The sequence below is a fragment of the uncultured Vagococcus sp. genome, from assembly GCF_963518325.1.
Lineage (GTDB): Bacteria > Bacillota > Bacilli > Lactobacillales > Vagococcaceae > Vagococcus_D.
Window position 1 is genome coordinate 1 of record NZ_CAUQJB010000046.1, and the last position, 26,774, is coordinate 26,774.

The window sequence follows — 26,774 nt, forward strand, 5'->3', positions numbered from 1 at the left end:
ACAAATTCAACAAGCAACGGGGCTCAGTATCGACCGTATTAAAAAGCTGTAAGCAAACACCCACGAGCACGCTCATCTGCAAGATTGCTCGTGGGTGTTTGCTTATAAATTGGCTTTTCCATTATTATCGAATTGTAACTCCAGTCTCGGCGTTTTTTTCCCGAGCGACTCCTTTATTATTGGGGCGAACGATTTAATGTTAATTACGCCCATACTGAAAAAGAGGATGTCAAATACCGCTCACTAAAACCTGTTTTTGTCATCAGCATTTTAGACTATGTGATGTTTCCTGATGATCAGGATTTACGGCGTACGTTCCACATTTATGATGCTGAACACCAACATATTTTACGTAGTAAAGATGGCACCTCTTTAATGCAAATGGTTTTTATTGAATTACCGAAAATTAAAGGGAATGTCCCGCCTAAGTTAGTTGATTGGGTTGATTGCTTTGTTTTCGGTCTGGTACAAGAGACGGCAAAAACTTATATAAAAGATGTGATTAAATTAGTTGATGAGGTGACTATTAGGAAAGGGGAAATCAAACAAATGATTGATGTGATTGAAAAGGCTCGGGAAGATGAGAAGGCCATACGTGGGTATGCAGAGGAAGTAGCTCGGGAAGAGGGCATCGAGGATGGTATTGAAAAAACAGCTCTTAATTTCAAAAAAATGGGAATTCCCTTAGAACAAATTCAACAAGCAACGGGGCTCAGTATCGACCGTATTAAAAAGCTGTAAGCATACACCCACGAGCACGCTCATCTGCAAGATTGCTCGTGGGTGTTTTGTATCTTAAACGACATAAGCTTTCCTGAAACGTCTTCTTTTGTTAAAAATCATTGGGTACATCATGGGCTATTTCTTCAGTGGTTCCCCTTTGTTTATTCTTAACACAGACACTTTTTCAGAAAAAGAGCCGTTAGCACGACTCTTGTGCTAACGACTCCTTACCCCTACGTCTAAAACCATTTACCTCTACGTAAACTCGCTCTACCTTGCTTTTCCGCATAACTTGGAGTGGCCACTCCCTGACATTTTGATTGAAACTGTGCTGGGGTCCGTGTTGGGTGGGGTGATACTTGTCAAGATACCATTGTTGAAAAATCAAGGAGAAGCTTGATGATCCTTGTGAAGTCCCCCAACTCAAAAGACTTCCCTTGATTTTTCTTTCCCCTACTTTCAACCGACTTGTCTGGATAAAGCGCATTACTTGTTGAGGTATCACCATCCATCAAAACAGCTATAACCTCAAATACTGTCTTGATGAAGAGTGCCCATTCAGTTCCTCGGTGCTTGCGTCATTAAGATAAACCCTGCACTCAATCAACGCTCGTCAGCTTTGATTGAGCCAAATTCAGATCGGTCCATTTGAACGAAAAAAAGCCATATCAGACATCATGTCTAATACCGCTTCAATAGTTATAAGGATAGATCCTCATTTGGCCAAGCTTAACAACGGAGAAATGCCTCCTTCTTTAGGAAACTCAAAAAAACAGCTAGGAAAATCCGTTCAAATTGAGTATAATAAAGATGTTAGCGCTTTGGCGCTACACTATTGGCGCTTGATTAGTCAGTTGCTGCTGATTGTTCAAGGTTTCATACTGCATTCGAGACGTCAATCTCGGGTGCAGTAGCCAATGGAATTATGTAATTGTGGGTTTATCTTAACGCCCATATTGTATAATCTGCCGAAAGCGGTGTCAAGTCTTTTTTTATTAAATAACAACAATAAGAGCTCCTCCAACTGATACTATCCGTTGAAGGGGCTCTTTTAATCGCAATATTCCATGCTAATCAGGATTTAAACACCGATTTGCCGATCATGGCATTTTGGATAGGGGCGACAGTATTAATTCATCCACTGATGCGACAGCCGCAACGGATAATTGATACTCAATAGCTTTTGCCACTTCTGTTGCTTCCAATCCATAGTCAGCCACATAGTTGGATAAAGCCTCAAGCTCACTGGAAGTCGTATGAGTCAGTAACTCCGTTTTAGTAGGACCTGGGGCAACGAGACACACCTTGATTCCATGCGAACTTTCCTCTCTCCTGACACCTTCACTAAAGGCTCTGACGGCAAATTTAGTCGCAGAATAGACAGCTGAATTTGCCATCACGCGATAAGCGGCAGTTGATGCAACATTGACGATCGTTCCGTAGGTTTGCTTGCGCATCGTCGGCAACACCGCAGCTGTCCCATTCAAGACCCCTTTAAAGTTGACATCAATCATCCGATTCCACTCCTCCATCTTTTCTTCATGAACCTTTGACAAGAGCATAATCCCCGCATTGTTTATTAAAATATCTAATCGTCCATATGTTGCCACGATCCTTTTCACAATTTCTCTAAATCGGTTGACATCGGTTACATCTAACACATAATACTGGGCCCGTATTCCAGCAAGCGTCAATTCCGTGGTAAGTTGCTGCAATTGTTGTTCATTTCGGCTAGCCAAGACGACCGTTGCCCCCGCTTTCCCCAGTACTTTTGCGCATTGTTTTCCGATGCCAGAGGATGCTCCTGTAATTAAAATAATGCGCTCATTAACCCCACTCATCATCTCTACACGCCTGCCCCATTTGACTCAATCACCTGTTTATACCAGTAAAAACTGTCCTTACGATAACGACGATAACTACCATTTCCTTCGTCATCTGCATCGACGTAAACAAATCCATAGCGTTTAGTCATCTGGCCGTCCCCACAGCTAACCAAATCAATACATCCCCAAGGAGTGTAGCCCATGACATTGCAGCCATCGCCCACCGCATCCTTAATAGCTTGGATGTGTGCCTTCAAGTACTCAATGCGATACGTATCGTGAATCTGACCATCTGGTGTCAGTTCATCATGGGCGCCTAGCCCATTTTCCACAATAAAAATTGGCACTCCGTAACGATCGTTCATGTCATTTAAAGACAGCCTTAAACCAGTAGGATCTATTCCCCATCCCCAATCAGTCGTCTCGTTGTATGGGTTCTCCAGGTTGCGCACAAAGGCACCGATTGGTTCTGCTTTATCTGGTTCAGCACTGATGACTGACGTATGGTAATAGCTAATGGCCGCAAAATCAACCTTGCCATTTTCTAAAACAGACTGGTAATCCGGATACCACTCAATTTCAATGCCATTTTTCCGATAATAATTTGAAATAGAAGCTGGGTAACTTCCTTTAACTTGAATATCCGTTGGAAAATAATTAAACTGATTTTGTTGTTGTGTGGCTAACACATCTGCTGACTGACAGGTATATGGGTAGCATTGCAAACGAGCGATCATGTTCCCTACTAAAGAATGTGGGGCATGTTCATGAAAATAGGCTACCGTTAAAGCACTGGCAATGAGTTGATGATGCAAGGCTTGATGAACACACTGCTCATTCGATTTACTTGATTTTTCAACAAACATCCCACCTCCCAAATAAGATGAGTTCATAATCATGTTGATTTCATTAAAGGTAATCCAGTATTTGACCTCGTCTTTATACTCGTCAATCAAGAATTTGGTGTAACGAACAAACAGATCAATCATTTTTGGACTTTCCCAACCATTAAGAGTTTCGGTCAAATGAACTGGGATATCATAGTGAATCATCGTCACTAAAGGGTCAATCCCATACTTATGACACTCTTTAAAAACATTGTGATAAAACTGTACCCCTTCTTCACAAGGCGTTTCTTCCATTCCTGTCGGGAATAAGCGACTCCAAGAAATACTCATGCGAAAGGTTTTAAACCCCATCTCACCTAATAAAGCGATATCCTCTTTGTAGTGATCATAAAAATCAACCCCTCTTCTAAAGGGAAAATTATAGTCCGATTCATGTTTTTTATGATCTTGAAACATCTCCCAGGTAACATTGATTGGGAAGGTTTTATCACTGTCCGCCTTTTTGACCCGACGAATATAATCCATATGAGACAGCCCTCTTCCACCTGCTTTAGCGGCACCTTCGTATTGAGACGCTGATGTTGCGCCTCCCCATAAAAAATCGTTTCTCAATTCTGGCATCGTTCATTCCTCCTAATTTTCATTATCTGGTTTATAAAGAATCATTGTCGCAACAAATGATATAACCATGCCAATTAAAATACCAATGATGGCATTCAATAAATTACTGCCATATTTTCCCGTTCCAGCATAACCAGCCAACGCGAAAATATTAGGTGCTAAAAAAGCGAAAGACCCCACACCTGTTAAACCAAAATACAAGCCTCCTGATGCTGCCCCAATCATCGCTCCCCACATAGGTGTTTTATACCTCAAGGTAATACCATACATCCCTGGTTCAGAGACGCCTGGAACAATATTAGAAAAAGCACTGGAAAAAGCAAAAGACTTCAAATCAACAGACTTTGCCTTAATTCCCACCGCTAAACAAGCGGCACCTTGTGTAAAATTGGAAATCAAAAATCCAGGCATCATTAATTTATCCATACCCGTTGAAGCAATTGTGGCAATGGAAATTGGCACAGTGCCAACATGCATGCCAACCATCACGACCCAAGGGACTAGGGCACAAAAACCAGCCACAGCAATCACGCCAAATGTCTCATAAAACCAGGTCAACCCATTGGCAAACCCTGTAGAGAATATGGCACCAAGTGGCGCAAGAACGCACAGCATAAGGGGCGTCATAATCAGGATTGTTAAGACCGGTTCAAGGATGGAACGTAAGGATTTGGGTGAGTGCTTGGAAATAAACTTTTCCAAATAACTCATGACCCAGACAGACAAAATAATCGGAATAACCGTGTTACTATAACTAGCCGAATACACCGGTAATCCCCAAATGCTTAAGGATGCGCCCTCACTGACCATCGATGTAAACGATGGATGAATTAAGGCTGCTCCCATCATTGAACCAAGCGCAACATTAGCGCCAAATTTCTTAGCGGCAAATCCCCCAATAATAACTGGCAAAAAATAAAAGGCCGCGTCTGCAACAAATGACAGCGTCACAGCCGTTCCTGAATCCCCCCTCAACCATCCGACCTGTTCCAGAATCAAGACAATCGCTTTTAAAATACCAGAGGCAACTAACATTGGTAAAATCGGGACCATACACCCTACAACCCCATCTACGACGCCAGATAAGACACTCTTTACGGATACTTTCTTTTTCGGCAGTGTGACATCGATTCTTTCCTCAATGGCTGCTTCAGGCTGCAAGCCAGATGCGTCAATGAACGCCTCATACACTTCTTTAACGTCATTACCTATTATGACCTGTAATTGTTGTCCTACAAATTGCGCGCCAATTATATCCAGTTTTTCCAATTGATCTTTTTTTACCAATCCACTATCTTTGACATTAATCCGTAGACGGGTATAACAATGCATGACGGTAGAAATATTTTCTCTGCCACCTACATTGTCGAGTATTTGCTTAGACAAACTTTCGTAATTCCTTGCCATCTTTTTCCCTCCTAAAATAAGTTGCTATATATGGAATGCGCAATATTGGCCAGTTATTACACTTACTCCCTTAGTGTGTTTTCTTCTCTAGAGCACAATCGATTGATATGAAGAATAAGATACAATTCCTCTTCATTACTTAAGCGGAACTTTAACCGTTTATCAACCATTTCGCTAATACTTAGCACACAGGCATAGGTGCCAGGGTATTCTTCTTTCAACGCTTCAAACATTTGAGCATTGTCACTTTTGATTTGCTCCCCTCGTAATACCCGCTGTACTAAATAATCAATGTGGGTAGCAAAACGAGAATAATTAAATCCTTCTTTATCAATCGCCATTCGGAACTGCTTTTCTATCAAATCTATCACGTCTTCCATCAGCGGACCACTATTGACTTTATCCCCTTGCTTCGCTGTTATCTGGCTGTTAATAAAATGAAGGGCAATATTACCCGCTTCGTTTGGGTCTAAGGTCACTGCGGTTTTTTCTTTAATTATTGTCAGCGCGTGAAGGGCTTCTTTCATTTCAAGAGGATATAAGTGCTTCATGTCTTCTTGAATGGTCAAGTGAATCACGAGTTGCTTGTCTAATCGTTGAATAGCAAAATGGATATGATCAGCAAGTGTTAATGCGGCGGTAGGAATAAACGTGACATTCAAATTGTTCTGCGCCTCGTCGATGATTTGGATAGCTGCATCAAGAATTGAAATAGGAATATCCTTAATGCCTTCGTAATTTAAATCATTAATATTATAAAAGGTCCGATCAATTTGACTGAGTGGCACCTCATAGGGTGGTTTGATAAACCCTATTCCTTTCCCAAAAGCGATAACTTCCCTCCCCATGCTGTCCTCGCAAAGAGAGACATTATTGTTAATATTTCTAATAACTTTCATCTCACACCTCCTTTTTCACCCCAACAAAAAAGGTTCTTTGAAGCAAGCCAAAAACATGCGCACTAGCGCATATGTTTCAGGACAAGCCTCAAAGAACCTTTGAGTAACAAACCAGATTAGTTCTATTTAGAATTTCCTAAATAATATCACAAACGCTTTCATTCGTCAATCTCTTTTTTCATCACGTTTAATTCAAAGCAGATCTGGTCTATTTCTTTTGCTATGAACAACGTGAAAAAAACTGACTGAACTGCTTATTTCACTCATCTAAAACGGCCCCTGATCTCGTTATTAAACAATCATCATTTTCGGTTAACGCCTCTGCTCTTAATAAATGCTAACTGGCCTTCCCTTATCAAGGTTGTTTTTTTATGATTCATTTTCAAACTTTTTTTCATCATCCGTCCACAAACATGTGACAATACGAACTATTAGAACTATCTCATAATGTTTGAATTAAATCTTTCTTCGAGCTATACTAGCTTCAACAACTACTATCAATAGAATAATAGTTGAATGAAATTTGGAGGTCATTAGGATGAAATTAACAAAAGGATTGGTAACAGCAAGTTTAGTATTAAGTTTAGGCGTAGCAAATTTAGCGGTGCCTGTCATGTCTACCTATGCAGCAACAGTTGAATTTGAGAACAACTACAAATCGGTTATCTCTCACAGTTTCAGCGAATTAAAAGAGTATACTGGCAAGAAAAATGTCAAAGGATTGATGAACAAATTAGCAACACCAGCATCATGGAAAGCAGCTGGATATAAAGCAGCGGAAGCTAAAGTGATTGCAGCTGACTTTGCTAGCCAAACATATAAAGTAGAAGCTCTATTAACAAAGATGGACAACAACAAAGACTTACATTTCAAAGTTATCTTACTTAAAACAGGCTACGTCAAAGCGGAATTTGGTCTAGAATCTTATGGCAATAGTTCAGAAAAACCTGGCATTGAGTTACCTGGAACAACTGAGCCAGGTGAAGAAACACCAGGAACTGAGTTACCTACACAAGCTGGGATTAAAAAACTGGAAATCGAATTAGACTATAAACAAGGTGATGTTGAATTACAATACCAAGTTAACTCAAACGGCACCGTTAAAGCACAATACCAAAACAAAATAGATCGGGTTCAATTGCAAGGAGCACAAGCCGAAGCAAAATTGAACGAGGTATTAGCTGGAATTGACTTTAAAACAGCAAGCCAGTCTGATATTGTCAGACATGTCTTAGCCAAATTAAACTTGGGATCAGACTACAAGCAATTCCAATTTCAAGGTCAATTTACAGATAATACAAAAGTAAAATTCAAACTGAAATAACACAACTATCCCCATCATCATAGCCAATTTATTAACACTATTCACAACCAACATAGCAGAGACTGTCAAATGACAGTTTCTGCTTTTTCATTTGTTTCATCATGGCTGCGGTTTGCTCCATTCTCGATAATCAATCTGTCACTCCCTTTCGCAAAAGGGTCATTTTATATGCAAAATGAACAAAAACATGTATATTACTATCCTTTTACTGGTATATTAATGTACACTATTAGTAAAGTTCTATTCAACTGGTCCTGTCGGTAACCGACCCTTGTGACTTTCTAGAAATGAACAACTTTAACTACTTGATTGGAGACGCATGATTATGGAACAATATTCTCACCTATCTGTTTATGAAACCTTTAACCACATCAGCTCATCAAAAGAAGCCACCATCTATTGGGGAAAATACGGTCGTTTGGCTCTTAGCTGCCTAAAAGAGCAATCCCCTGACTTTTACGTCAAACTTGTGATGACTAATCAACTGACTAAATGGGTCCACGAAACAAATGAATGGCTTACCGCTCATCGATTGTGTTTATTAAACAACGCCTTGGACGCCGATCCACTTGATAAAGAAGCGAGTATTAACGAGATAGCTACTCATCATATAGGCATTTCTGCTGTTCTGGAAGAGACCATTCAAGCAGACTTAAGGAAGAGAATCAACACCACCTCTTCAATTAACTACCATTCGTAAGTTGTCATTAAAGCTCAAGTCCTCAACAGTCATTTTTATCATGGCTGTCTTTATTAGCAATCATTTAGCTCTTTTCTGCCTAAAGCGATTAATTTAACAGCCGATATTCGTTAAATTAATCGCTTTAGGGCTATACATTATGGGGATAATCTTTCTGACACCCTCTACTGATACAAGTTCGGAATAAGTCATTCTTGATTAGTCCTCAATCGATTTTTTTCATTCAAAAGTTACTTAACTGTTCCTAATATATTTTGAAATCGTCCCTAAGCTAATTCCTGTCATTGCAGAAATATCCCGATACGTCTGCTTATTACGGTATAACGACTGAATTTTTTCAATCTTTTCTTCTGAAATCCTTGGTCTACCTAAGGCAATTCCCTGCTGCTCAGCCCGGTCAATTCCTTTTTTTGTTAGATCCCTTCTGACATTGCGTTCAATCGTCAGAAAACTGTATATGACATCAATATATTGGGTATCTGTTAACTGAGTTGTTATTTTTTTCTAAAACATGCAACTGAATTTTATTTGTTTTCAAAAATTCCAAAAAAAGATAAATTTTTGCGCCCATTATTGCCAATTGTTCCAAGGATAAAATCGTAATCACCGTAAGGCTGTCTTTTTTTAACGAGATATGAGCTAACTTTTCTTCCATTGTTTCGTCTTCTTCCCAAATAATGATACCATCACATTTTTCTTCAATTAAACGTCTGATTGATGAGGTTTCGCTACCACTTACTAGTCCATAATTCATAATCCTTATACTCCTTCACTAATTTTGATTTTTTTGTTTATTAGTTGGTGGTTATACACCATATTCTTTTAGTTTTCTTGCCTAACTATTAGCCTGATGTACTTATGAACAGTGCCGACTGATACTTCGCATAATGTGGCAATGGTTCTCACACTATAATGATGTTTACTGTATAGGTATTGGATTTTTTTTATGGTATTCTCAGCAATTTTCGGGCGTCCCAGTAAGGTCCCCTTTTGTCGAGCTTGTTCGAGCCCTATTTTGGTGCGTTCAGAGACATAATATCGATCTAAGTTAATAAGTAAATTGACTAAAGTTAGGATGTCAGTCGGTTTAGCCGTATCTACCTGATCTTCCAAACTTACCAGTCTCAGTTGTTTAGTTTGAATAACCGTTAATAACTGCTGAAACTCATGTAATGTTTTCCCAAAAACCTTTAAATTATAAACAAGGATGATGTCTTCTTTTTGTGATACTTTCAACAATTGCATCAGTTTTGTTTCATAAATAATATCCGTATCTTCTGTATACAGTTCATCACAGCCTTTCCCCAAAATAGCCGTCATTTGAATCAATGTTGGATAAATGTAATCTTTTCTAATATACCCATACGTTGCCATAGAGAACCTCTTGAAGTAAAGGTCATCTATGGACAAAATTAAGAAAAACCACTCCAAAAATAAAAATAGACAAGAGCGCTTATTAACGTCATAAACTTTCTCGTCTATCTTATTTATGATAGTAACACTCTCAGTGTCTAACACCGACTAATCAGAATCAATCGTGCTCTTAACACAAAGATTATTTCTAATAAACAAATCCCCCTTAACTCATGCTTTTTTTCCTTTAAAATTGGCGACCACTCAAATAGATGTGACCGCTCCCCCTTTAAACCGGACTTTTGGCTAGATGTACAAAAAAAAGACTCTTCGTTCAAACAAAAAAAGCATGAATTAGTCGCTTTGAAAATTATTTCAAGCTATGTCATAATAAAAGTAAAAATCATAAACCAATGATCGTCGTATTTAATGATTGGACAAAGTCAAAATAAAGAAAAGCCTTCACAACAGCCTGTCTATCCACCACACGCATTAATTAATCACATGGTTTCTAAAGATAAAAATGAAGAGTAAACACTCAGTTGACATTTCTGTGGTTCCTAGCAAATTAATCGATGGGCTTTACAAACCCTTTAATAGCCTGTACTTAGCAGTCTGATAAACTTAAATAGTAACATGACCGATGTCAACCCATTACAGACATAGGGTAGAATTTTACTTTTCTTTGCATAACACTTTCACTTACCTACAGCTCAAAATCTGTAAAATCTTTAACAACAGCCTGTCTATCCACCACACGCATTAATTAATCACATGGTTTCTAAAGATAAAAATGAAGAGTAAACACTCAGTTGACATTTCTGTGGTTCCTAGCAAATTAATCGATGGGCTTTACAAACCCTTTAATAGCCTGTACTTAGCAGTCTGATAAACTTAAATAGTAACATGACCGATGTCAACCCATTACAGACATAGGGTAGAATTTTACTTTTCTTTGCATAACACTTTCACTTACGTACAGCTCAAAATCTGTAAAATCTTTAACAACAGCCTGTCTATCCACCACACTCATTAATTAATCTGGTTTCTAAAGATAAAAATGAAGAGTAAACACTCAGTTGATTTTCTCTAGCTCTATCGATTTTCATTTAATATTCAATTTTTATCATAGTTCATTGTTTAATTTTGAAATCAACTTTTGTGTTATCGACATAGTTCACTTTAAAGGTAATCTTTTGAAGTTTTTATTAGCTCCTAACTTAGTAATAACATGATCTACGATTTGTGTGTCTCTCATGTTTTTCAGATCTAAACCAGATAACAAATCGGCAACAACAGCTGTGGCTGCGTCACCTTCAAAGTTTTCTCTAGTACTTTCATAGCCAGGACTGCTAAAATAAACCACTTTAAAAGTCAAACCTGAATTAGTTATCATGTCGCTTAAAATGCCTACCGCTTGATTTTCACTTAAACTGATTCGTTGAACAACCTTGCCCACTTTTGCCGCTTAATATCCCAACTTTTTCTAGATAACCTCCGCTGTCATAAAGGATGTCCCCACAGTTAAGACCATGGTTGAAGCTAAGACAATGTGCGATATTTTTTTAAACTAGTTGTCCTAATCTACACAGGTTTTCCACACATAGAAACAAAAAAAAATAACCAACACCCCTCTAACACGATTTAGGGGGAGTTGGTTATTTTTTTAATGATTGAGTTCTTGGCCAATTTGCAGAATATTCGATGATAACCCATTTTGGCTCATTAAACCTTCAACAGAGGTACCAAACTGATCAGCAATACTCGATAATGTATCACCAGCTTTGACGACATACACGCCAGTGCTGGTTTCGGGTAATTGAGCTTGCTCATTTTGGGCTTGCCCTTGAATCTGATCCATGTTACTTGTCTGATTCGTAGAACTACTTGTTTCTTGAACTGGTGTTGTCGATTGCTTATCAGCCACTTGCCCAGCCTCACTGCTGACGGGTTGGTCCATTTTTGTTAGCTTGGTTTGAATACTCGATAGTTTAACACTTTGGCTCACTGTTGTCACGATTAAATAACACATGAGCACAGAGATTAGCACTAGTAACACACCAATAACCACCACACTCCAGTGAGGCTGATTGGTTGCGGGTTGCATTCGTTGACTTCTTCTTGATGATTGCATGAGACACCTCTTTTTTACGTTCGTTTTTTAAACTTTTCTGATCAAAAACGAAGACAAATTGACCGTTTATAACCTCATTGCCTACATTTAACTACCCCATTATATAACGTTCCGCTTTAAAAGTCGAGTATCTGATTTGCCTCCCCTAACTAGACGGTATTTTTTAAGATAACATTTATTATGATGTGACCTTTTAATCTTAAAAAAAGACAACTGGTATTAACGCCAGTTGTCCCCACTTGCTTATTGTACATTGTCAGGAATAAACACCGCACAAACAGGCCCCACCAAGAATCCCTTTGGATTTTGGGTGGGGCCTGTTTCATTTTTGTCTGTTGAAACGAAAGGAATGGCTAATTCAGAGTGAGGCATTTACCGTACAATCTATCTTAGAAGCAAATTAATCAAGCAGGGACTATTTCTCCAACCATTTTGGGAGGGGGATCAACGATGGATAATGTCTCAAGTCAAAAGGAGGATTCAGTTATGGAGAACCCAAATCCCACACCATCATCTGACCTTAACTACATTATGAAACTATGTTTATTTTATGGCAAGATCCTTCAGGAAAGCAATGCCACCAATGAAATGATTAATGAAAATATTCAACGAATTGCTCGTCACTTGAATTTATCCGAGGATGAATTGTCTACCTATAATGCTCAAACCAGTTTTATTATTATTAACCGCCACGACAACTCCGTTAAGATGATTCCAGTTACTCATTCTGCTTATAATTTTGAAAAACTCGTTCGGGTAGATGATCTACTGGATCATTTTTTGAATGACAAGTTAACTGTTGCTGAATTTTTTGACAAGCTGCGGGTGATTGATTCTAAAACTTACTCTTTTTCAAAGTGGATCCAAATCACTAGCGCCGCCATTTTATGTAGCGCCATGGGCGTGATTATCAATGGCTTAAACTCAAGTATCTGGATTACTTTTTTACTTGGTTTTATCGGTTATTGGTTTTTTCTGGATATCCAAAAAACCATTCAAATTAAGGCCTTTTCCCTCTTATCCTACTCTACCTTTATTTGTTTGGTCATTGTTTTTCTATCTAAACACGCTTTTTTGAGTGAGCCTTATTCGATTCTCTTTAGTTGCATCATGCCCTTACTGCCGGGAACCACCTTTGTTAATTCAATCAAAGCCATCATGGACGGAAATTATATCTCAGGCTTGATTCAATCCTTGGATGCCATTAATACGGCTTTAATGTTAGGTTTACCCGCAGCCATTATTTTTTCCAGTTTATTATAAAGGAGCTTCCCATATGTTGATTAAATTGTGCTTTAGTTTTATTGCTAGCTCGGCCACAGCCGTCTTATATAATGTTGAACGTCGTTTAATTGTCTATTGCGGCATGTCCGGTATGTTCACATGGTTAATCTATTCTCTTTTCAGCTCACTGGGGCTTAGTGAAGCCTTGGCCTCCTTATTAGCCCTCTTATCCTTGACTTTTTTAAGTCGATTATTTAATAAAATAACGCAAATCCCCAATATGATTTTTAATATCTCAGGAATTATGCCCATCGTTCCAGGGGGCTTATTGTTTAAGACATTTAATAACTTGGCAGACAAGCATTATGAAATCGCCTTAACCGATGGGTTTCAAGCGGTTTTGGTGGCTGGTGCAATTGCTGTTGGTTTTATTGTCAATGAGGTACTAACAAAATATCTTTTTTTGATAAAAAAACGGATGAGGTCTGATTGATCTATTTTCGTTGCTCACAGTGACAACCTTATTCTCAAAAACTCTTTGCTTCCGACCTTTAACCTTTGAGCCCTTCGGAATAGCCGTCACAGCGCCGCTCTTTTTCTTTCACGCTTTTCACACTTCCTTAGATAGTAAAAATATGTGAACTGTCACCGTCCCTCTCTACAACACTAAAAAAACAACATCTTTCAAACAAATCACTTTTTATTTGTTTTTTTAAGGAGTATAATATAAAACCGTAACGGATTTTAAAACAGAGGAGATAGAATGATGAGAAAAAAACAACTTGCCTTACTATTATTATGTGGGGTGACTATTTCCATTGGGGCCTGCTCACCTAAAGAGACTGGTGCTCAAAAAGAAACAACTGAAAGCAGTGTCGTTAAACACAATGAGGAGCATCTGGATTACGACAAGCAGGAGGGCTGGGAATTCGCTTCTGGTAACATGCAGTCACCGATCGATATTCAAAGTGCTAAGGCTGAAAAAATGACAGCAGATACTGGAACCATTTCAGTGAATTACAGCCCCGATATTACTAAAGCCGAAAACAACGGCCATAGCATTCAAATGACCGATGGTGGTGAAGCTGTCATAAACGGTCGTCACTTTGCCTTAACCCAATTTCACTTCCATGCAGAAAGCGAACACACCATTGACGGCAAACATTATCCCTTGGAAGCTCATTTCGTCAACACGGCTCAAGATGGTCGCATCGCAGTGATTGGCGTCTTCTTTAAAGAGGGGACAGAGAACAAAGGCTTCCAAGAAGTGCTTGACGATGTTACAAACAAGGTCGATCAACCGATTACGGATATTGGCGACATGATGCCTGCCAACAAAGGTTATTACCACTATCTTGGCTCATTAACAACTCCTCCTCTAAATGAAAATGTGGAATGGTATGTCATGAAAGAGCCTGTGGAAGTGTCGAAAGCTCAAATTGAAAGCTTTAAACAATTGTATGACCACAATAATCGTAAAGTTCAACCTTTGAATGATCGGGTTATTCTTGAGCATGATGAGTAGAATAATCTGCTGTGATTATGTTATTTTAAAAAAACAAAAATAACTATTTTCATATAGTGGAATTTTAAAGAAACAGGAGGAGTCTGTGATATATTGAAGGTGCTATTAATTCAACCTTTTTTTTAAACCATTACTCTACTCTGCATTCCCATAATTAATTGATAGCAAATGGCCAGGCACTCTTCGTGGGAATGCCTGGCCTTTTTGTTTGGATAAATTGAAGTTGAGTTAATTGTCAAAAGGACTAATCCATTTTAAAAGTAGTTCTCTTTAAAAGATTAAAATAAAGTGAGAATCACCTTAACAAAAACACATAATCGCATTGACTTTGGGATTCCAAAACGATATCATAGACGGAACATGATACCTAAGGAGGAATAACATGACACAAGGTCCATTTAAAAATGATAGCGTTGGCAGTTTTTTGCGCCCAACCATCTTAAAAGAAGCGCGAGAGCAGTATAAAAAACAAGAGATCACTCGTGAAGCGTTACGAGCAATCGAAGACGAGGCAATCATTGATTTAATTGAAAAACAACAAACATATGGCTTAAAAGCAGTCACCGATGGCGAATTCAGACGTCGCTGGTGGCATTTGGATTACATCGTTAATTTAACGGGTCTGACGAAATTATCTTTAGGTGATGCCACTATTTTCCAAGGGGTGGAAGCCAAAGATGTGGAAAGTTATTACGTCAGTGATAAGATTGCTTTTAACCCGGATCATCCCTTTTTAAAGGATTTCAAATTCCTTAAGGAGCACGCGGGAGAAGCGGTAGCTAAACAGACCATTCCTGGCCCTTGTATGGTCTATTTTTCCGGAGCCCTTTTATCGAAAGACTATCAAGCCAATCCCGTTTATGACAATTTAATCGACTTGGAAAATGATATTGTCAAAACCTATCAAGATGGCATTCAAGCCTTTTATGAGGCTGGCTGTCGTTATTTACAGCTAGATGATACGGCTTGGGGGGCCCTGATTGATGCCAAATACGACCAAGTCTTAGGGTCTTTAAACCTTAAGCCCCAAGACTTACTAACAAAGTTTGAAGAGTTAACCCGTCGTTCACTGGCTAATAAGCCTGCTGATATGGCAATCACCTTCCATACCTGTCGTGGTAATTTCCAGTCTTCTTGGTTATATGAAGGCAGTTTCGATACCATTTTGGCACACTTATTCAAGATTGATGAATTTGATGGCTTCTTTATTGAATACGATTCAGAACGAGCTGGTGATTTCCAAGTCTTAGCACACCTTCATCAACAAAAAATCGTCCTTGGCTTAGTCACCTCTAAGACTCCTGGTTTAGAAAGTTTGACTGACTTAATGGCTCGGGTTAAAGAAGCCAATCAGTTTGTTCCTCTTGAGCAAATCTGCGTATCTCCTCAATGTGGCTTCGCCTCAACTGAGGAAGGGAATCACCTGACCGAAGCTGAACAATGGGCAAAAGTCCAACTGTGCACGGACTTAGCAAAAGAAATTAACAACCTAGGGTAAGTAAAAAATCATGATACTCTAGCGGATAATGAACTAACGTATCATATACTATTGATATTTTTTTGCGGCTTTGTCAGCTAAGGTTACTTTAATGACCTTAGCTGACATTCTCAAGGTTCTTTGTTGTATCTGAGGGAGGGAATCGCGTTTCACCTTAAACAATATTCTTGCCTAACAACATCATACTGTCCCATTCTTTAAAGCCATTATTTGTATAAAAGTTCACTATGTCATTAATTTTATCTGTTAACAAATACATTTTATGGACGCCACTATCTTTCAATACACGCTCTAATTCAGCCATCATCAAGAAACCAATATCTCGATTTTGTTCCATACCGAGGATGCCCATTTCTTTGATTTGAAAATGAGTTTCGTTATAGAGATTTTCTTTTTGTCCTAGAATAAACCCACAAGGTACGGTCTCAACAGAGCAAATAAAGCCGTAGAACCCTTCTGAATGAATCAATTGCTTCATTCTTTCAACGGCTGTCACCATGGTCCACTGGTCATTCCAAGGAGGGCCGTTAAAGACAGCGACATATAATTCAGATAGTTCAAAGATATCTAGAATACTAATTTCGTTAAAATCCACTGTTCTTCCTCCTTTTTGTCCGATAAGTCATTTAAAACATCGGTTGATTCACATTGATAATGAAGACTAAAAAGTTGCATAACCGTTGTCATAACAACTATTGTCGGCCTAAAAACAAGTAAGCGCTTTTATTAATAAAGACTCAACACTTCGTTTATAGGCGGTAATATACTTTATTATAATGATTCGTCTTTTTATTGTCAATTTTAAAGGTGACGAAAATTACGGTAATTTTGCCTAATAGTAGGCTTGATTTACCCTGACCTTTTTTTCACAATCTTTTCTATACTAAAAAGGCACCCAGATTGTGTCTCTGAGTTCCTTTCGTTTTAGTTCGTCGATATTAATTTTTCACTGACCTTCGCTGGCAAGTCTCCTGGCTGAACTTCTTCCCAAGATTTTACGTATTTCCCTTTGGCCTCCAATTTTAAAAAAGCGCCTTCTCTTAGCTCGTTTCCTGCAAAAAATGACAATTTATAACTACTGCCATCTTCTTTGTAGACATCCTGATAATAAATCACGCCGCCTTGGCCTTGTTTCTCGCCATGTTGACTGTCTGTCATTAGGTAGACGGCTTCCTGAGAAACAAAGGGGTTAAACCGATCTAATTGTTGAGCTATATCATTGTCGCTGGTCTGTTTCTCTGGCGCTAGAGCTCCTCCTACTACAAATACGCCGACAGCTAAGACGGCCATTACGATGACTAACTTAATTACTTTCATGACTGTTGCTCCTTCTCTTACTTGATGTTTCCATTATTAACGATTCTTGGTTTCCTCACATCAAGCCCCAGGCCCAACTGATTATCAACCCAGAGACTTAGAGCTCACTATTACCAACCGATTCGCCTGTTGACCTTACAAAAGTGTTAGTTGAAGGGATTTCCACTAGTTATTGACGACAAAAAAGTTCCTTCAACTGTCTGAAGGAACTTTTTTTAATGTGAATCTTGAATTCTCTTGAACATTTTTTCCATGTCTGTGTTATTGAAATGGATTAAGACCGGTCGGCCATGTGGGCAATTAAAGGGATTCTCACACTTGGCTAAATCCTCTAACAATATCCGGGCTTGCTCTTCATTTAAGTAATGATTGGCTTTAATCGACTGTTTACAGCTCATCATGATCGCTGTATCTTCGCGGAATTTCGCCACGCTAGCCTGTCCTGTGGTTAAGACCAGATCGATCATCTCACGGATGATTGTTTCTTCTTTTCCACTGGGATACCAGGTTGGGTGGGACCGCACTATAAAGCTGTTTTGACCAAAGGCTTCCAGATGAATTCCTACAGACGCCAAGTTATCGGTATGTTCCTGGATTTTCAAGACATCACTGTTGGGATAGTCCAAGACGATGGGCACTAAGAGTTCTTGTAAGTCTGTGCCGACTTCGCCAATTTTTTCGCGGAAATACTCATACTTAATTCGCTCTTGGGCTGCATGCTGATCCACGATGTAGAGGCCATCCACACTTTGAGCAAAAAGATAAGTACCGTGCATTTGACCAAAATATTCCAACTCAGGAAAGCGCCCCTTGGCTGTATCATGAGCTTCCATCTCCAAGTCCAGAACTTCTTCGACTTCCGCTCCAAAGGGCAAGTCAAATTTATGGTCTTCCACATCTGCCACGTCTACGATTTTTCCAGTTATTTCACTTGGCTCGACTATTGACTCTGAGACTATCGGGACCTTAGCAGGGGTTACAACAACTCTTGGCTCTTGGGGTCTTTCTGTTGGCTGATCAGGTTCAGCCCTCTTAGACTCCTTCTCAGGGACGTAAAATCGACCTTCTGCAGCGTCATAGGCTAATCCTTGTTCTTTGAAGGTTGGCGGACGATGGCTTTGGTGACGACTGATTCCCGTTGATTCCACCGGTGTTTCCAAAGGCATGCGAATTTGTTCCAGTTTCTTTTCCTTAGGCAGCGGTCGGTTAAACCCAAGATTGCTGGCGGCATTGGGAATTAACTGTTGTTCACTCAAGGCTTCCTGAATCGCCGAAGCAATCAGAGTCATCAGTTCCTGTTCTTTACTGAGACGCACTTCCTGTTTGGTCGGATGGACGTTCACATCCACCAATAACGGGTCCATATCGATTTTGATCACGGCCAGTGGAAAGCGGCCAACCATTAACTTGGAACCGTAGCCTTCCACAATGGCTTTGTTTAATAGATAGTTGCGAATGTAGCGCCCATTGATGATGATCGATAAATAATTCCGGCTGGCTCGGGTTAATTCCGGCAATGAGACATAACCCGAAATCTTAAAATCCAAGTCCTCTTGTTCAATTTTCATCATTTTCTTTGCTGTTCCCACACCGTAAATCCCTGCAATAGCTTGTTTAATGTCGCCATTGCCTGTGGTACTTAACATTTTATTGCCATCGTGAACCAATCGAAAGGCGATTTGCGGGTGACTCATGGCCAAGCGATTGATAATGTCGCCAACATTGGACAGCTCAGTTTGAATCGATTTGACGTATTTTAAGCGGGCCGGGGTATTGTAAAAGAGGTTTTCAACGGTAATTTTCGTCCCTTTACGTAAAGCGTTAGGCTTGTGCGCCAACACTTTGCCCCCTTCCAAACGAACAAAACTGCCTTCTCCTTCACCTGTGGAGGTTTCCAAGGTCATCTCCGAGACAGAGGCGATACTGGGCAAGGCTTCTCCACGAAATCCTAGGGTCCGAATCCGAAAGAGGTCGTCACGGGTGTGAATTTTACTAGTGGCATGGCGTTTAAAGGCGCTCAGGACGTCATCATTTTCAATGCCATCGCCGTTATCAATCACTTGAATTTTCCGTAGACCGGCTTCTTCAATGTAAATATCGATTTGGCTGCTGTTAGCATCAATGGCATTTTCCACCAGTTCTTTAACGACAGAGGCCGGTCTTTCCACTACTTCCCCGGCAGCAATTTGATTGGCTAACATTTCTGATAGTTCTTGAATCTTACTCACGTAATCGAGCTCCTCTCTTGATTCCTATAAACATCCCGTCAGTGAGACAGGAACGAGATAGCTTCACGAGAAAACTCGTGAAGCCTCCTTCTAAATTCGTTTTTGTAAGTCGTACAATGTGTTCAAAGCGTCCATCGGGGTCATTTCCAAGAGGTTCATCCGTTTAACCGTGTCGATAACACTTAGTTCTTCCGTGGATACTTCTGAAAAGAGAGACAACTGACCTGATTCTTCCTCTACTGGTTCTTGAGCCTTTGGTTTGGCAGCACCGGCTTCCAGTGAGGTTAAGATGGTGGATGCTCGCTCCAATAATTCAAGGGGCAGGCCGGCTAGCTTAGCCACGTGAATCCCGTAGCTTTTATCAGCTGGACCATCCATCATTTTATGGAGAAAGACCACTTCGCCATCTTTTTCCACCGCTCCAACGTGAACATTTACCAAGCCTTTCAGACTTTGTTCCAAATCCGTTAACTCATGATAGTGAGTCGAGAACAGAGTCTTGGCTTTGACTTTTTTATGGATGTATTCAATAATCGCTTCGGCTAATGCCATGCCGTCATAAGTGGCGGTGCCTCGACCAATTTCATCAAATAAAATCAAACTATTAGGTGTGGCATGACGTAAGGCTTCGTTGGCCTCCATCATCTCCACCATAAAAGTACTTTGACCGGATATCAAATCATCTGAGGCACCGATGCGGGTAAATATCTGATCAAAAATTGGCATTTCTGCTGACTCCGCTGGGACAAAACACCCCATTTGGGCCATGACAACCGTCAATGCCAGTTGCCGCATATACGTACTCTTACCAGACATATTAGGTCCGGTAATCAAGAAAATACTCGTGTCTGGGTTCATCTTAACGCTGTTTGGCACGTATTCCTGATGGCCCATTACTTTTTCTACCACGGGATGACGGCCTTCCACCAATTGCAAATTATGGCTATTGGCTTTCATAATCGGACGAGTGTACTGATATTTCTCGCTGACTGTGGCAAAGCTTTGCAACACGTCAATGGCTGCCACTGATTTGGCTAGTTTTTGCAGGCGACCGATAGACGCCTTGATTTGTTCACGGACTTCCAAAAACAATTGGTATTCCAAGTCTTGTGATTTTTCTTCTGCTTCTAATATCAGGGTTTCCGTTTCTTTTAGCTCCGGTGTAATAAACCGTTCTGCATTGGTCAAGGTTTGTTTACGGTCATAACGGCCTTCTGGCAAGTTTGCCAACTGGCCTTTGGTGACCTCGATGTAATAACCAAAGACGCGGTTAAAGCCGATCTTCAGGTTTTTAATCCCTGTATCCTGACGCTCTTTGGCTTCCATCTCAGCAATCCACTGTTTCCCGTGGCTCATGGCCTCCCGGTATGTGTCCAATTGCTCGTTATAGCCGTCTTTAATCACACCACCATCCATAATGGCAATGGGAGGTTCTTCAATAATAGCCGTTTTAATCAAGTCCACCACATCTTCTACCGGGTCTAAGTCCAGCAGTAAATCATTCCACTGGCCTTGATTGATCCCTTCAATCAGTTGGCGGATTTGCGGGATTTGCTCCAAAGAGGTCCGCAATTGAATCATGTCCCGTCCATTGACACTGCCAAAGGCCACACGACCTGCCAAACGTTCCAAATCATAGACTTTCGTCATGGCCGTTTGTAAATCAGCTCGTTCAAAGAAGGCATCCAATAAACTTTGGACCATCTCTTGTCGCTGAGCGATTTTAGTTTCCTGAATCAAGGGGCGATCCAGCCATTGTTTTAGCAAGCGACCACCCATGGCGGTTTTGGTTTCATCCAACAACCATAGAAGTGTCCCTTGTTTTTTTCCCGTCCGAATCGATTGAGATAATTCCAAATTAAATTTTGAATAGTGATCCATTTTTAAAAAGTGAGTCGGTTGATAGACCGTCGCCTTTTGAAGGTGACCCAAACTGCGTTTTTGCGTCAAACTTAAGTAAGCCAACAGTTTATTGACCACCTCTTGTTCTAACTCCGCACTTAATTCGCTAGAAATAAAACTAAATTCAGCGTTTTCAACGGTCTCGTATTGTTCTGAAAAAACCACTTCCAAGCGCTGGGTTAATTTAGTTTTTAAACTGTCCGGCAAGTCGCTGCCTAGAACCACTTCTTTGGTCTGTAAACTCGAGGCTTCGTTTAAGACACTTTCTTCATCAGGCAAGGTGCTGACTTTCAACTCTCCTGTACTTAAATCCACATAGGCAAAACCAAATGCCTGTTGACTATCGCTGGCGACTACGGCCGTCAAGTAATTGTTTTCTTTGGCAGCCAAGCCTTTTGATTCCATCACCGTTCCTGGGGTAATCAGCTGTACGACTTCTCGCTTCACCATGCCCACGGTGGTTTTAGGGTCTTCAACTTGCTCACAAAGGGCCACTTTATAACCTCTTTCAATCAGAGAATCAATATAGCCTTGAGCCGCATGATGAGGGATGCCACACATGGGAATCGGGTCATCGGCATTGCGATTGCGACTCGTCAAGGTGAGTTCCAACAATTGAGACGCCTTAATGGCATCCTCGTAAAACATTTCATAAAAATCCCCTAGACGGTAAAACACAAAGGCATCTTCATAATCTTTTTTTATGGCAAAGTATTGCTCCATCATAGGCGTGTGTTTCGTTTTTTGAGGCACGTATTCGTCACTTCCTTACTCTTGTTCTGGCTTCAATAAATCTTCGTAGGTTAATTCCAACTGTAAATTGACTTGCGATTCCAATAAGTTGGTAAGATGCTGCAACAAATCATTGGCTTCAATCAATTTCTCTCGGTAGCGAATAACCAGGGGGTGCTCATCAAAGGCCGCCGTTAGTTCATCGGCTTTTTTAATGGCTTGTTTTTCCGCCTCAGGTTTGCCGTAATGGGCAAACTTGACGGCTTGTTTTTGGTACTCTTTTATTTCATCGGTCATGGCCACCAATCCTTGATGGTCCTGAACTTTCGCTTCTATTTTTTTATAATCCTGAATAATATCGCTCTTGTCCAACATAGCAAGGACGCGATCTAAGGCTTGTTGGACGTCTTCGTCCATTGAGAATTGGTCTCGTTCCATTCAGATTCCCCGTCTTCCCTAGTCTCTAAAGGGACTGTCCTCATTAATTTGTCCCACTTCAATCTTTTTCGCTTTGCCTGTCACATCGTCTAGTTCGATGACACAGTACGAGATGTTGCTACGACCACTTTCCACCACTTCAAAACGGTGAGGAAGGGCTGTCCGAAATTTGCCGATAACAGCGTCCCGTTTCATCCCTAAAATACCATCATAAGGACCGGTCATGCCCACATCCGTTAAATAAGCTGTGCCCTCTGGCAAGATGCGCCCATCGTTGGTTTGAACGTGGGTATGAGTGCCCACAACAGCTGAAACCCGACCGTCTAAAAACCAACCCATGGCTTGTTTCTCACTGGTAGTTTCCGCATGAAAGTCCAGAAAAATTAACGGCGTCCGCTGGCGAGCTTCCGTCACTAACTGATCAATCACTGCAAAGGGGTCGTCAATATCGACCATAAAAGCTCGTCCCTGAAGATTGATGACAGCTAATTCCACTTGGTTAACTTTGACGTAGACAATCCCTTGCCCCGGCGTTGTCCCTTCTGGAAAATTGGCTGGACGAATCATCTTTTTGGCATCGGCGATAAATTCAAAAATATCCCGGTTATCCCAAGTATGATTGCCCAAACTCACCACATCTGCTCCATCTTGTAAAAATTTCTTGTATATTTTCTCGGTGATACCACGACCTGCTGCCGCATTTTCACCATTGATAATCGTGACTTGAGGACGGTATTTTTTCTTTAATAGCGGTAGATACAAACTAACTGTATCTCGACCGACTGAACCGACCACATCTCCAACAAATAATAAACGCATGACTGTTTCCTCTTCTCTATGTAAACCCATTGTCTAATCTGACGCTGTTTAGTGTTTCCTTTATCTATTTTAACAATTTTTGTAGCTAAAAGAAAGTAAATCAGCAAGTCTTCTCAGGTAATCCAAAAGAGGCAAGTCTTCATGAAAAAACGCTTTTCAGAAGACTTGCCCACTTATTTGATTACGGCCCCTCACTATTGAATTGCTTCTGCCTTAACATTCAAGACTTGTCCCTCATACAGGTTGTCATCTACCAGTTCATTGATGCTCCGCAAGTCATCGATGGTCATGCCAGTGATGGCTGCGATGGCCGATAAGGTATCGCCACTTTGGACGATGTAAGTTTTAGTGCCATTAGGATTTGGTTGTGCGACACCACTGCTAGGCTCTGTCCCAACACCCTCTGATGAAGTCGTGGCCCCACTGCTATTAGTCGTTGGCTGTAACAGTTTTGACTGGTCCGGGGACTCCTGACCTTCACCAGTATTTGGTAAGCGTTGTTCAATTGCTGTGATTTTCTCTTCCATAGCGTCATACTTCTTTTCATTACCAAGGGTCACGTATATCAAAAAGCTCATGCCTGCTGTAAGAACCACTAAAAATAAGACCAAAATAATTGTTAAGATACCGTTTCCCGACGATCTTTGAGCTCCTCCGTTATCACTACTGTGATTGGCGGTCATAACACGTGCTTGAGAACGTGACGCTCGTGTCAATGTCACGTCATCGGTTGATAATTGTTCTAATTCTTCTTCATTCACTTAAATAATCTTCCTTTCTCGCTAAACTCGCTTCATGGGAATGTAAAAAACGTTCTTTTTATAAATTTTTACAATTAATGCACATCTATGAGTTTATCACTATATTACCAAGCAAACAACTTGAAATTTCAACTTAGTTGTATTTATAGTCTTTTTACATCTGGGCTCTCCTAATTTATTTTCAAAAAAAATAGCCAACGAGTGGCTTCACCCGTTGGCTATTTATTCTTATTCTAATTATCTCTTGTCTTACTTAGCGTAATCGACTGCTCGGGTTTCCCGTACAACGGTTACTTTAATGTGGCCTGGATAATCCAGTTCTTCCTCAATTCGTTTGCGAATCTTCCGTACTAAGATGGTTGATTCGTCATCAGAAATCTCTTCTGGTTTCACCATAATCCGCACTTCACGTCCTGCTTGAATCGCAAAACTTGAATCAACACCAGGGAAGTCATTTGAGATGCCTTCCAAGCGTTCTAAGCGTCTAATGTAATTTTCCAGAGATTCACTCCTTGCACCTGGTCGAGCTGCTGACAAGGCGTCTGCGGCCGCCACAAGGACAGATATAACTGACGTTGCTTCTGTATCGCCATGATGTGAGGCAATCGCATTGATGACCACTGGGTGTTCTTTGTATTTCTTAGCTAGCTCTGTGCCAATTTCCACGTGAGAGCCTTCGACTTCACGGTCTAGAGCTTTTCCAATATCGTGTAGGAAACCAGCCCGCTTCGCTAAATCAACGTCTTCACCGAGTTCAGCTGCTAAAACAGCAGTTAACTTGGCAACCTCAATTGAGTGGTTTAAGACATTTTGACCATAGCTTGTGCGGAAACGCAAGCGCCCCATGATTTTAATTAAATCGGGATGCAAGGTGTGCGCGCCTACTTCAAAGGCGGCATTTTCACCATACTCACGAATCGTTTCGTCCATCTCTTTACGAGCCTTGTCAACCATTTCTTCAATACGGGCTGGATGAATCCGGCCATCTTGAATTAACTTTTCAAGGGCAATCCGAGCTGTTTCACGACGAATCGGATCAAAACCTGATAAAACCACGGCTTCAGGCGTATCATCGATAATCAAATCAATCCCTGTTAAGGTTTCCAGCGTCCGAATATTACGCCCTTCACGACCGATAATGCGGCCTTTCATCTCATCGTTTGGTAATGTGACCACTGAAACGGTTGCTTCTGAAACTTGATCGGCCGCACAGCGTTGCATCGCTAGAGATAGGATGTTTTTCGCTGTTCGATCGGCATCTTCTTTCACTTTACGCTCACTGTCTTTGACCATGACGGCTACTTCATGCGTTAATTCATCTTCCGTAGTCTTCATAATAATGTCTTGAGCTTCTTCTCTCGATAAAGCCGCGACTTTTTCTAATTCTTTTTGTTGTTCTGCAATTAATTCTGATACTTTCTTTTCTCGTTCATCAATCAATTGTTGCTTCGAATCGAGTTTGTCTTCTTTGTCTTCAAGTGAGTGTTCGCGCTTAACTAAAGTTTCATCTTTACGATCTAGATTAGACTCACGCTGTAATAAACGATTTTCTTGAACTTTTACTTCATCTCGTCGTTCTTTCAACTCACTTTCAATTTCTAGCCGATACTTCTGATTCTCTTCTTTGGACTCTAATAAAGTTTCCTTTTTCAAGGTTTCAGCTTCTCGTTTTGCTTCTTCTATAATACCAGTTGCTGAGCTTTTGGCGCCTTCAATCGCTTTCTCATGGCGACTTTTAGCTATGTAAAACCCTACTGCGAGACCGACAATCAATCCGATGATACCGAGGAATATACCAATACCTGTACCCATTTGTACACCTCCGTATAATCTTGTATATATGTGTAGTTTTTAGTTGATAAAACACTGATTACTATCAATATGCCCTACTTGCATATTTGCATAACATAATTCATTATACAACTTTTATTCTAATATTTGAAACAGGGTGTGTCAACTTTAAATTACATCAGGCGACTTGAGGGGCAAGGTTTTTAGAAAAAAACGAACAACTTACTCTGATACAGCAAGCGATTCATGACTTTCCATGAACTGAATAAAAATAATCACCTTTTTTTCTAAAAGAGGTGATTTTTACCTAAATCCATCAGATTGATGGGTATTTTTATTAAAAATCTGACAGTTTCGTCTTAAAAATTGTCGAAAAACCTCACCCCTTTTCCAACAAAAAGACAATATACAACTAAACACTAACAATCACTTAAACCAACTAACCAAATCCCTCTCACTCAGCCTTTAACAAGATAACCATCAGACCTCCAACACTACAAGCCTCGGGATTGCCTAGCAAGTCACAAGCAATCCCATCTACACGCCCCGCTTTAACAAGATAACCATCAGACTTCCAACACCACAAGCCTCGGGATTGCCTAGCAAGTCACAAGCAATCCCATCTACTCGCCCCGCTTTAACAAGACAGCCATCAGACTTCCAACACCACAAGCCTCGGGATTGCCTAGCGGTCCACAAACAAT

Annotated in this window: 22 protein-coding genes and 1 pseudogene; 7 read left to right on the forward strand and 16 right to left on the reverse strand. The window is 40.4% G+C overall.

Features of this window, described 5'->3' with window-relative positions; translation table 11 throughout:
- Positions 1-159 precede the first annotated feature (159 nt).
- Positions 160-741 (forward strand): annotated as a pseudogene (locus tag RWN13_RS21900) (Rpn family recombination-promoting nuclease/putative transposase); the annotation flags it as partial.
- Between the two features lie 1,082 nt (positions 742-1,823).
- Here the strand turns inward: RWN13_RS21900 and RWN13_RS21905 are convergent.
- The 4 genes from RWN13_RS21905 to RWN13_RS21920 all read right to left on the reverse strand — a co-directional run bounded on the left by RWN13_RS21905 (position 1,824) and on the right by RWN13_RS21920 (position 6,324).
- The gene (locus RWN13_RS21905; protein ID WP_314068000.1) at positions 1,824-2,567 is read right to left on the reverse strand and encodes an SDR family oxidoreductase; all 744 of its coding nucleotides are present in this window, start codon (positions 2,565-2,567) and stop codon (positions 1,824-1,826) included.
- A 2-nt stretch (positions 2,568-2,569) separates the two neighbouring features.
- Positions 2,570-4,018, reverse strand: a complete 1,449-nt coding sequence (locus RWN13_RS21910; RefSeq protein WP_314068002.1) for a family 1 glycosylhydrolase — start codon at positions 4,016-4,018, stop codon at positions 2,570-2,572.
- A 12-nt stretch (positions 4,019-4,030) separates the two neighbouring features.
- Positions 4,031-5,425, reverse strand: coding sequence for a PTS transporter subunit EIIC (locus tag RWN13_RS21915; protein WP_314068004.1), 1,395 nt, complete (start codon positions 5,423-5,425; stop codon positions 4,031-4,033).
- Between the two features lie 62 nt (positions 5,426-5,487).
- The gene (locus RWN13_RS21920) at positions 5,488-6,324 is read right to left on the reverse strand and encodes a PRD domain-containing protein (protein WP_314068006.1); all 837 of its coding nucleotides are present in this window, start codon (positions 6,322-6,324) and stop codon (positions 5,488-5,490) included.
- Between the two features lie 538 nt (positions 6,325-6,862).
- Here RWN13_RS21920 and RWN13_RS21925 point away from each other — a divergent pair.
- Together RWN13_RS21925 and RWN13_RS21930 are read left to right on the forward strand one after the other, a co-directional pair.
- Positions 6,863-7,648: a YusW family protein gene (locus RWN13_RS21925; protein ID WP_314068008.1), complete on the forward strand. Its 786-nt coding sequence runs from the start codon at positions 6,863-6,865 to the stop codon at positions 7,646-7,648.
- Positions 7,649-7,973: 325 nt separating this feature from the next.
- On the forward strand, positions 7,974-8,348 hold the full coding sequence (locus tag RWN13_RS21930) for a TnpV protein (RefSeq protein WP_314068009.1): 375 nt from the start codon (positions 7,974-7,976) through the stop codon (positions 8,346-8,348).
- A gap of 463 nt (positions 8,349-8,811) precedes the next feature.
- Here the strand turns inward: RWN13_RS21930 and RWN13_RS21935 are convergent, their stop codons facing one another.
- From RWN13_RS21935 to RWN13_RS21950, 4 genes are all read right to left on the reverse strand, one after another.
- Positions 8,812-9,102 (reverse strand): hypothetical protein, encoded by a 291-nt coding sequence (locus RWN13_RS21935; protein WP_314068011.1) that lies wholly within the window; start codon positions 9,100-9,102, stop codon positions 8,812-8,814.
- A 68-nt stretch (positions 9,103-9,170) separates the two neighbouring features.
- On the reverse strand, positions 9,171-9,722 hold the full coding sequence (locus tag RWN13_RS21940) for a recombinase family protein (protein WP_314068014.1): 552 nt from the start codon (positions 9,720-9,722) through the stop codon (positions 9,171-9,173).
- Positions 9,723-10,878: 1,156 nt separating this feature from the next.
- Positions 10,879-11,160, reverse strand: coding sequence for a hypothetical protein (locus RWN13_RS21945; RefSeq protein WP_314068015.1), 282 nt, complete (start codon positions 11,158-11,160; stop codon positions 10,879-10,881).
- Positions 11,161-11,367: 207 nt separating this feature from the next.
- Complete coding sequence (locus tag RWN13_RS21950; RefSeq protein WP_314068017.1) at positions 11,368-11,835, reverse strand: LysM peptidoglycan-binding domain-containing protein; 468 nt, start codon at positions 11,833-11,835, stop codon at positions 11,368-11,370.
- Positions 11,836-12,285: 450 nt separating this feature from the next.
- On the opposite strand from RWN13_RS21950, the gene RWN13_RS21955 reads away from it, so the two are divergent.
- From RWN13_RS21955 to RWN13_RS21970, 4 genes are all read left to right on the forward strand, one after another.
- Positions 12,286-13,098, forward strand: coding sequence for a threonine/serine exporter family protein (locus RWN13_RS21955; RefSeq protein ID WP_314068019.1), 813 nt, complete (start codon positions 12,286-12,288; stop codon positions 13,096-13,098).
- Between the two features lie 13 nt (positions 13,099-13,111).
- Entirely contained in the window at positions 13,112-13,552 is a 441-nt protein-coding gene (locus RWN13_RS21960) for a threonine/serine exporter family protein (RefSeq protein ID WP_314068021.1), read from the forward strand.
- Between the two features lie 273 nt (positions 13,553-13,825).
- Complete coding sequence (locus tag RWN13_RS21965; protein WP_314068023.1) at positions 13,826-14,584, forward strand: carbonic anhydrase family protein; 759 nt, start codon at positions 13,826-13,828, stop codon at positions 14,582-14,584.
- 382 nt (positions 14,585-14,966) lie between these two features.
- A complete protein-coding gene (locus tag RWN13_RS21970; protein ID WP_314068024.1) occupies positions 14,967-16,082 on the forward strand; it encodes a 5-methyltetrahydropteroyltriglutamate--homocysteine S-methyltransferase in 1,116 nt (371 codons plus the stop codon).
- Between the two features lie 154 nt (positions 16,083-16,236).
- Here the strand turns inward: RWN13_RS21970 and RWN13_RS21975 are convergent, their stop codons facing one another.
- The 8 genes from RWN13_RS21975 to rny form a co-directional block, all read right to left on the reverse strand.
- On the reverse strand, positions 16,237-16,677 hold the full coding sequence (locus RWN13_RS21975) for a GNAT family N-acetyltransferase (protein WP_314068026.1): 441 nt from the start codon (positions 16,675-16,677) through the stop codon (positions 16,237-16,239).
- Between the two features lie 329 nt (positions 16,678-17,006).
- Entirely contained in the window at positions 17,007-17,399 is a 393-nt protein-coding gene (locus RWN13_RS21980) for a YxeA family protein (protein ID WP_314068028.1), read from the reverse strand.
- Positions 17,400-17,614: 215 nt separating this feature from the next.
- The gene (gene mutL / locus RWN13_RS21985) at positions 17,615-19,600 is read right to left on the reverse strand and encodes a DNA mismatch repair endonuclease MutL (RefSeq protein WP_399553715.1); all 1,986 of its coding nucleotides are present in this window, start codon (positions 19,598-19,600) and stop codon (positions 17,615-17,617) included.
- 117 nt (positions 19,601-19,717) lie between these two features.
- Positions 19,718-22,282, reverse strand: a complete 2,565-nt coding sequence (mutS, locus tag RWN13_RS21990) for a DNA mismatch repair protein MutS (RefSeq protein WP_314068032.1) — start codon at positions 22,280-22,282, stop codon at positions 19,718-19,720.
- Positions 22,283-22,297: 15 nt separating this feature from the next.
- Positions 22,298-22,699, reverse strand: a complete 402-nt coding sequence (locus RWN13_RS21995) for a YlbF family regulator (RefSeq protein WP_314068034.1) — start codon at positions 22,697-22,699, stop codon at positions 22,298-22,300.
- A gap of 18 nt (positions 22,700-22,717) precedes the next feature.
- The gene (locus tag RWN13_RS22000; RefSeq protein ID WP_314068036.1) at positions 22,718-23,518 is read right to left on the reverse strand and encodes a TIGR00282 family metallophosphoesterase; all 801 of its coding nucleotides are present in this window, start codon (positions 23,516-23,518) and stop codon (positions 22,718-22,720) included.
- Between the two features lie 194 nt (positions 23,519-23,712).
- Positions 23,713-24,279: a LysM peptidoglycan-binding domain-containing protein gene (locus tag RWN13_RS22005; RefSeq protein ID WP_314068038.1), complete on the reverse strand. Its 567-nt coding sequence runs from the start codon at positions 24,277-24,279 to the stop codon at positions 23,713-23,715.
- 249 nt (positions 24,280-24,528) lie between these two features.
- Positions 24,529-26,091, reverse strand: a complete 1,563-nt coding sequence (rny, locus tag RWN13_RS22010; RefSeq protein ID WP_314068040.1) for a ribonuclease Y — start codon at positions 26,089-26,091, stop codon at positions 24,529-24,531.
- Positions 26,092-26,774 lie beyond the last annotated feature (683 nt).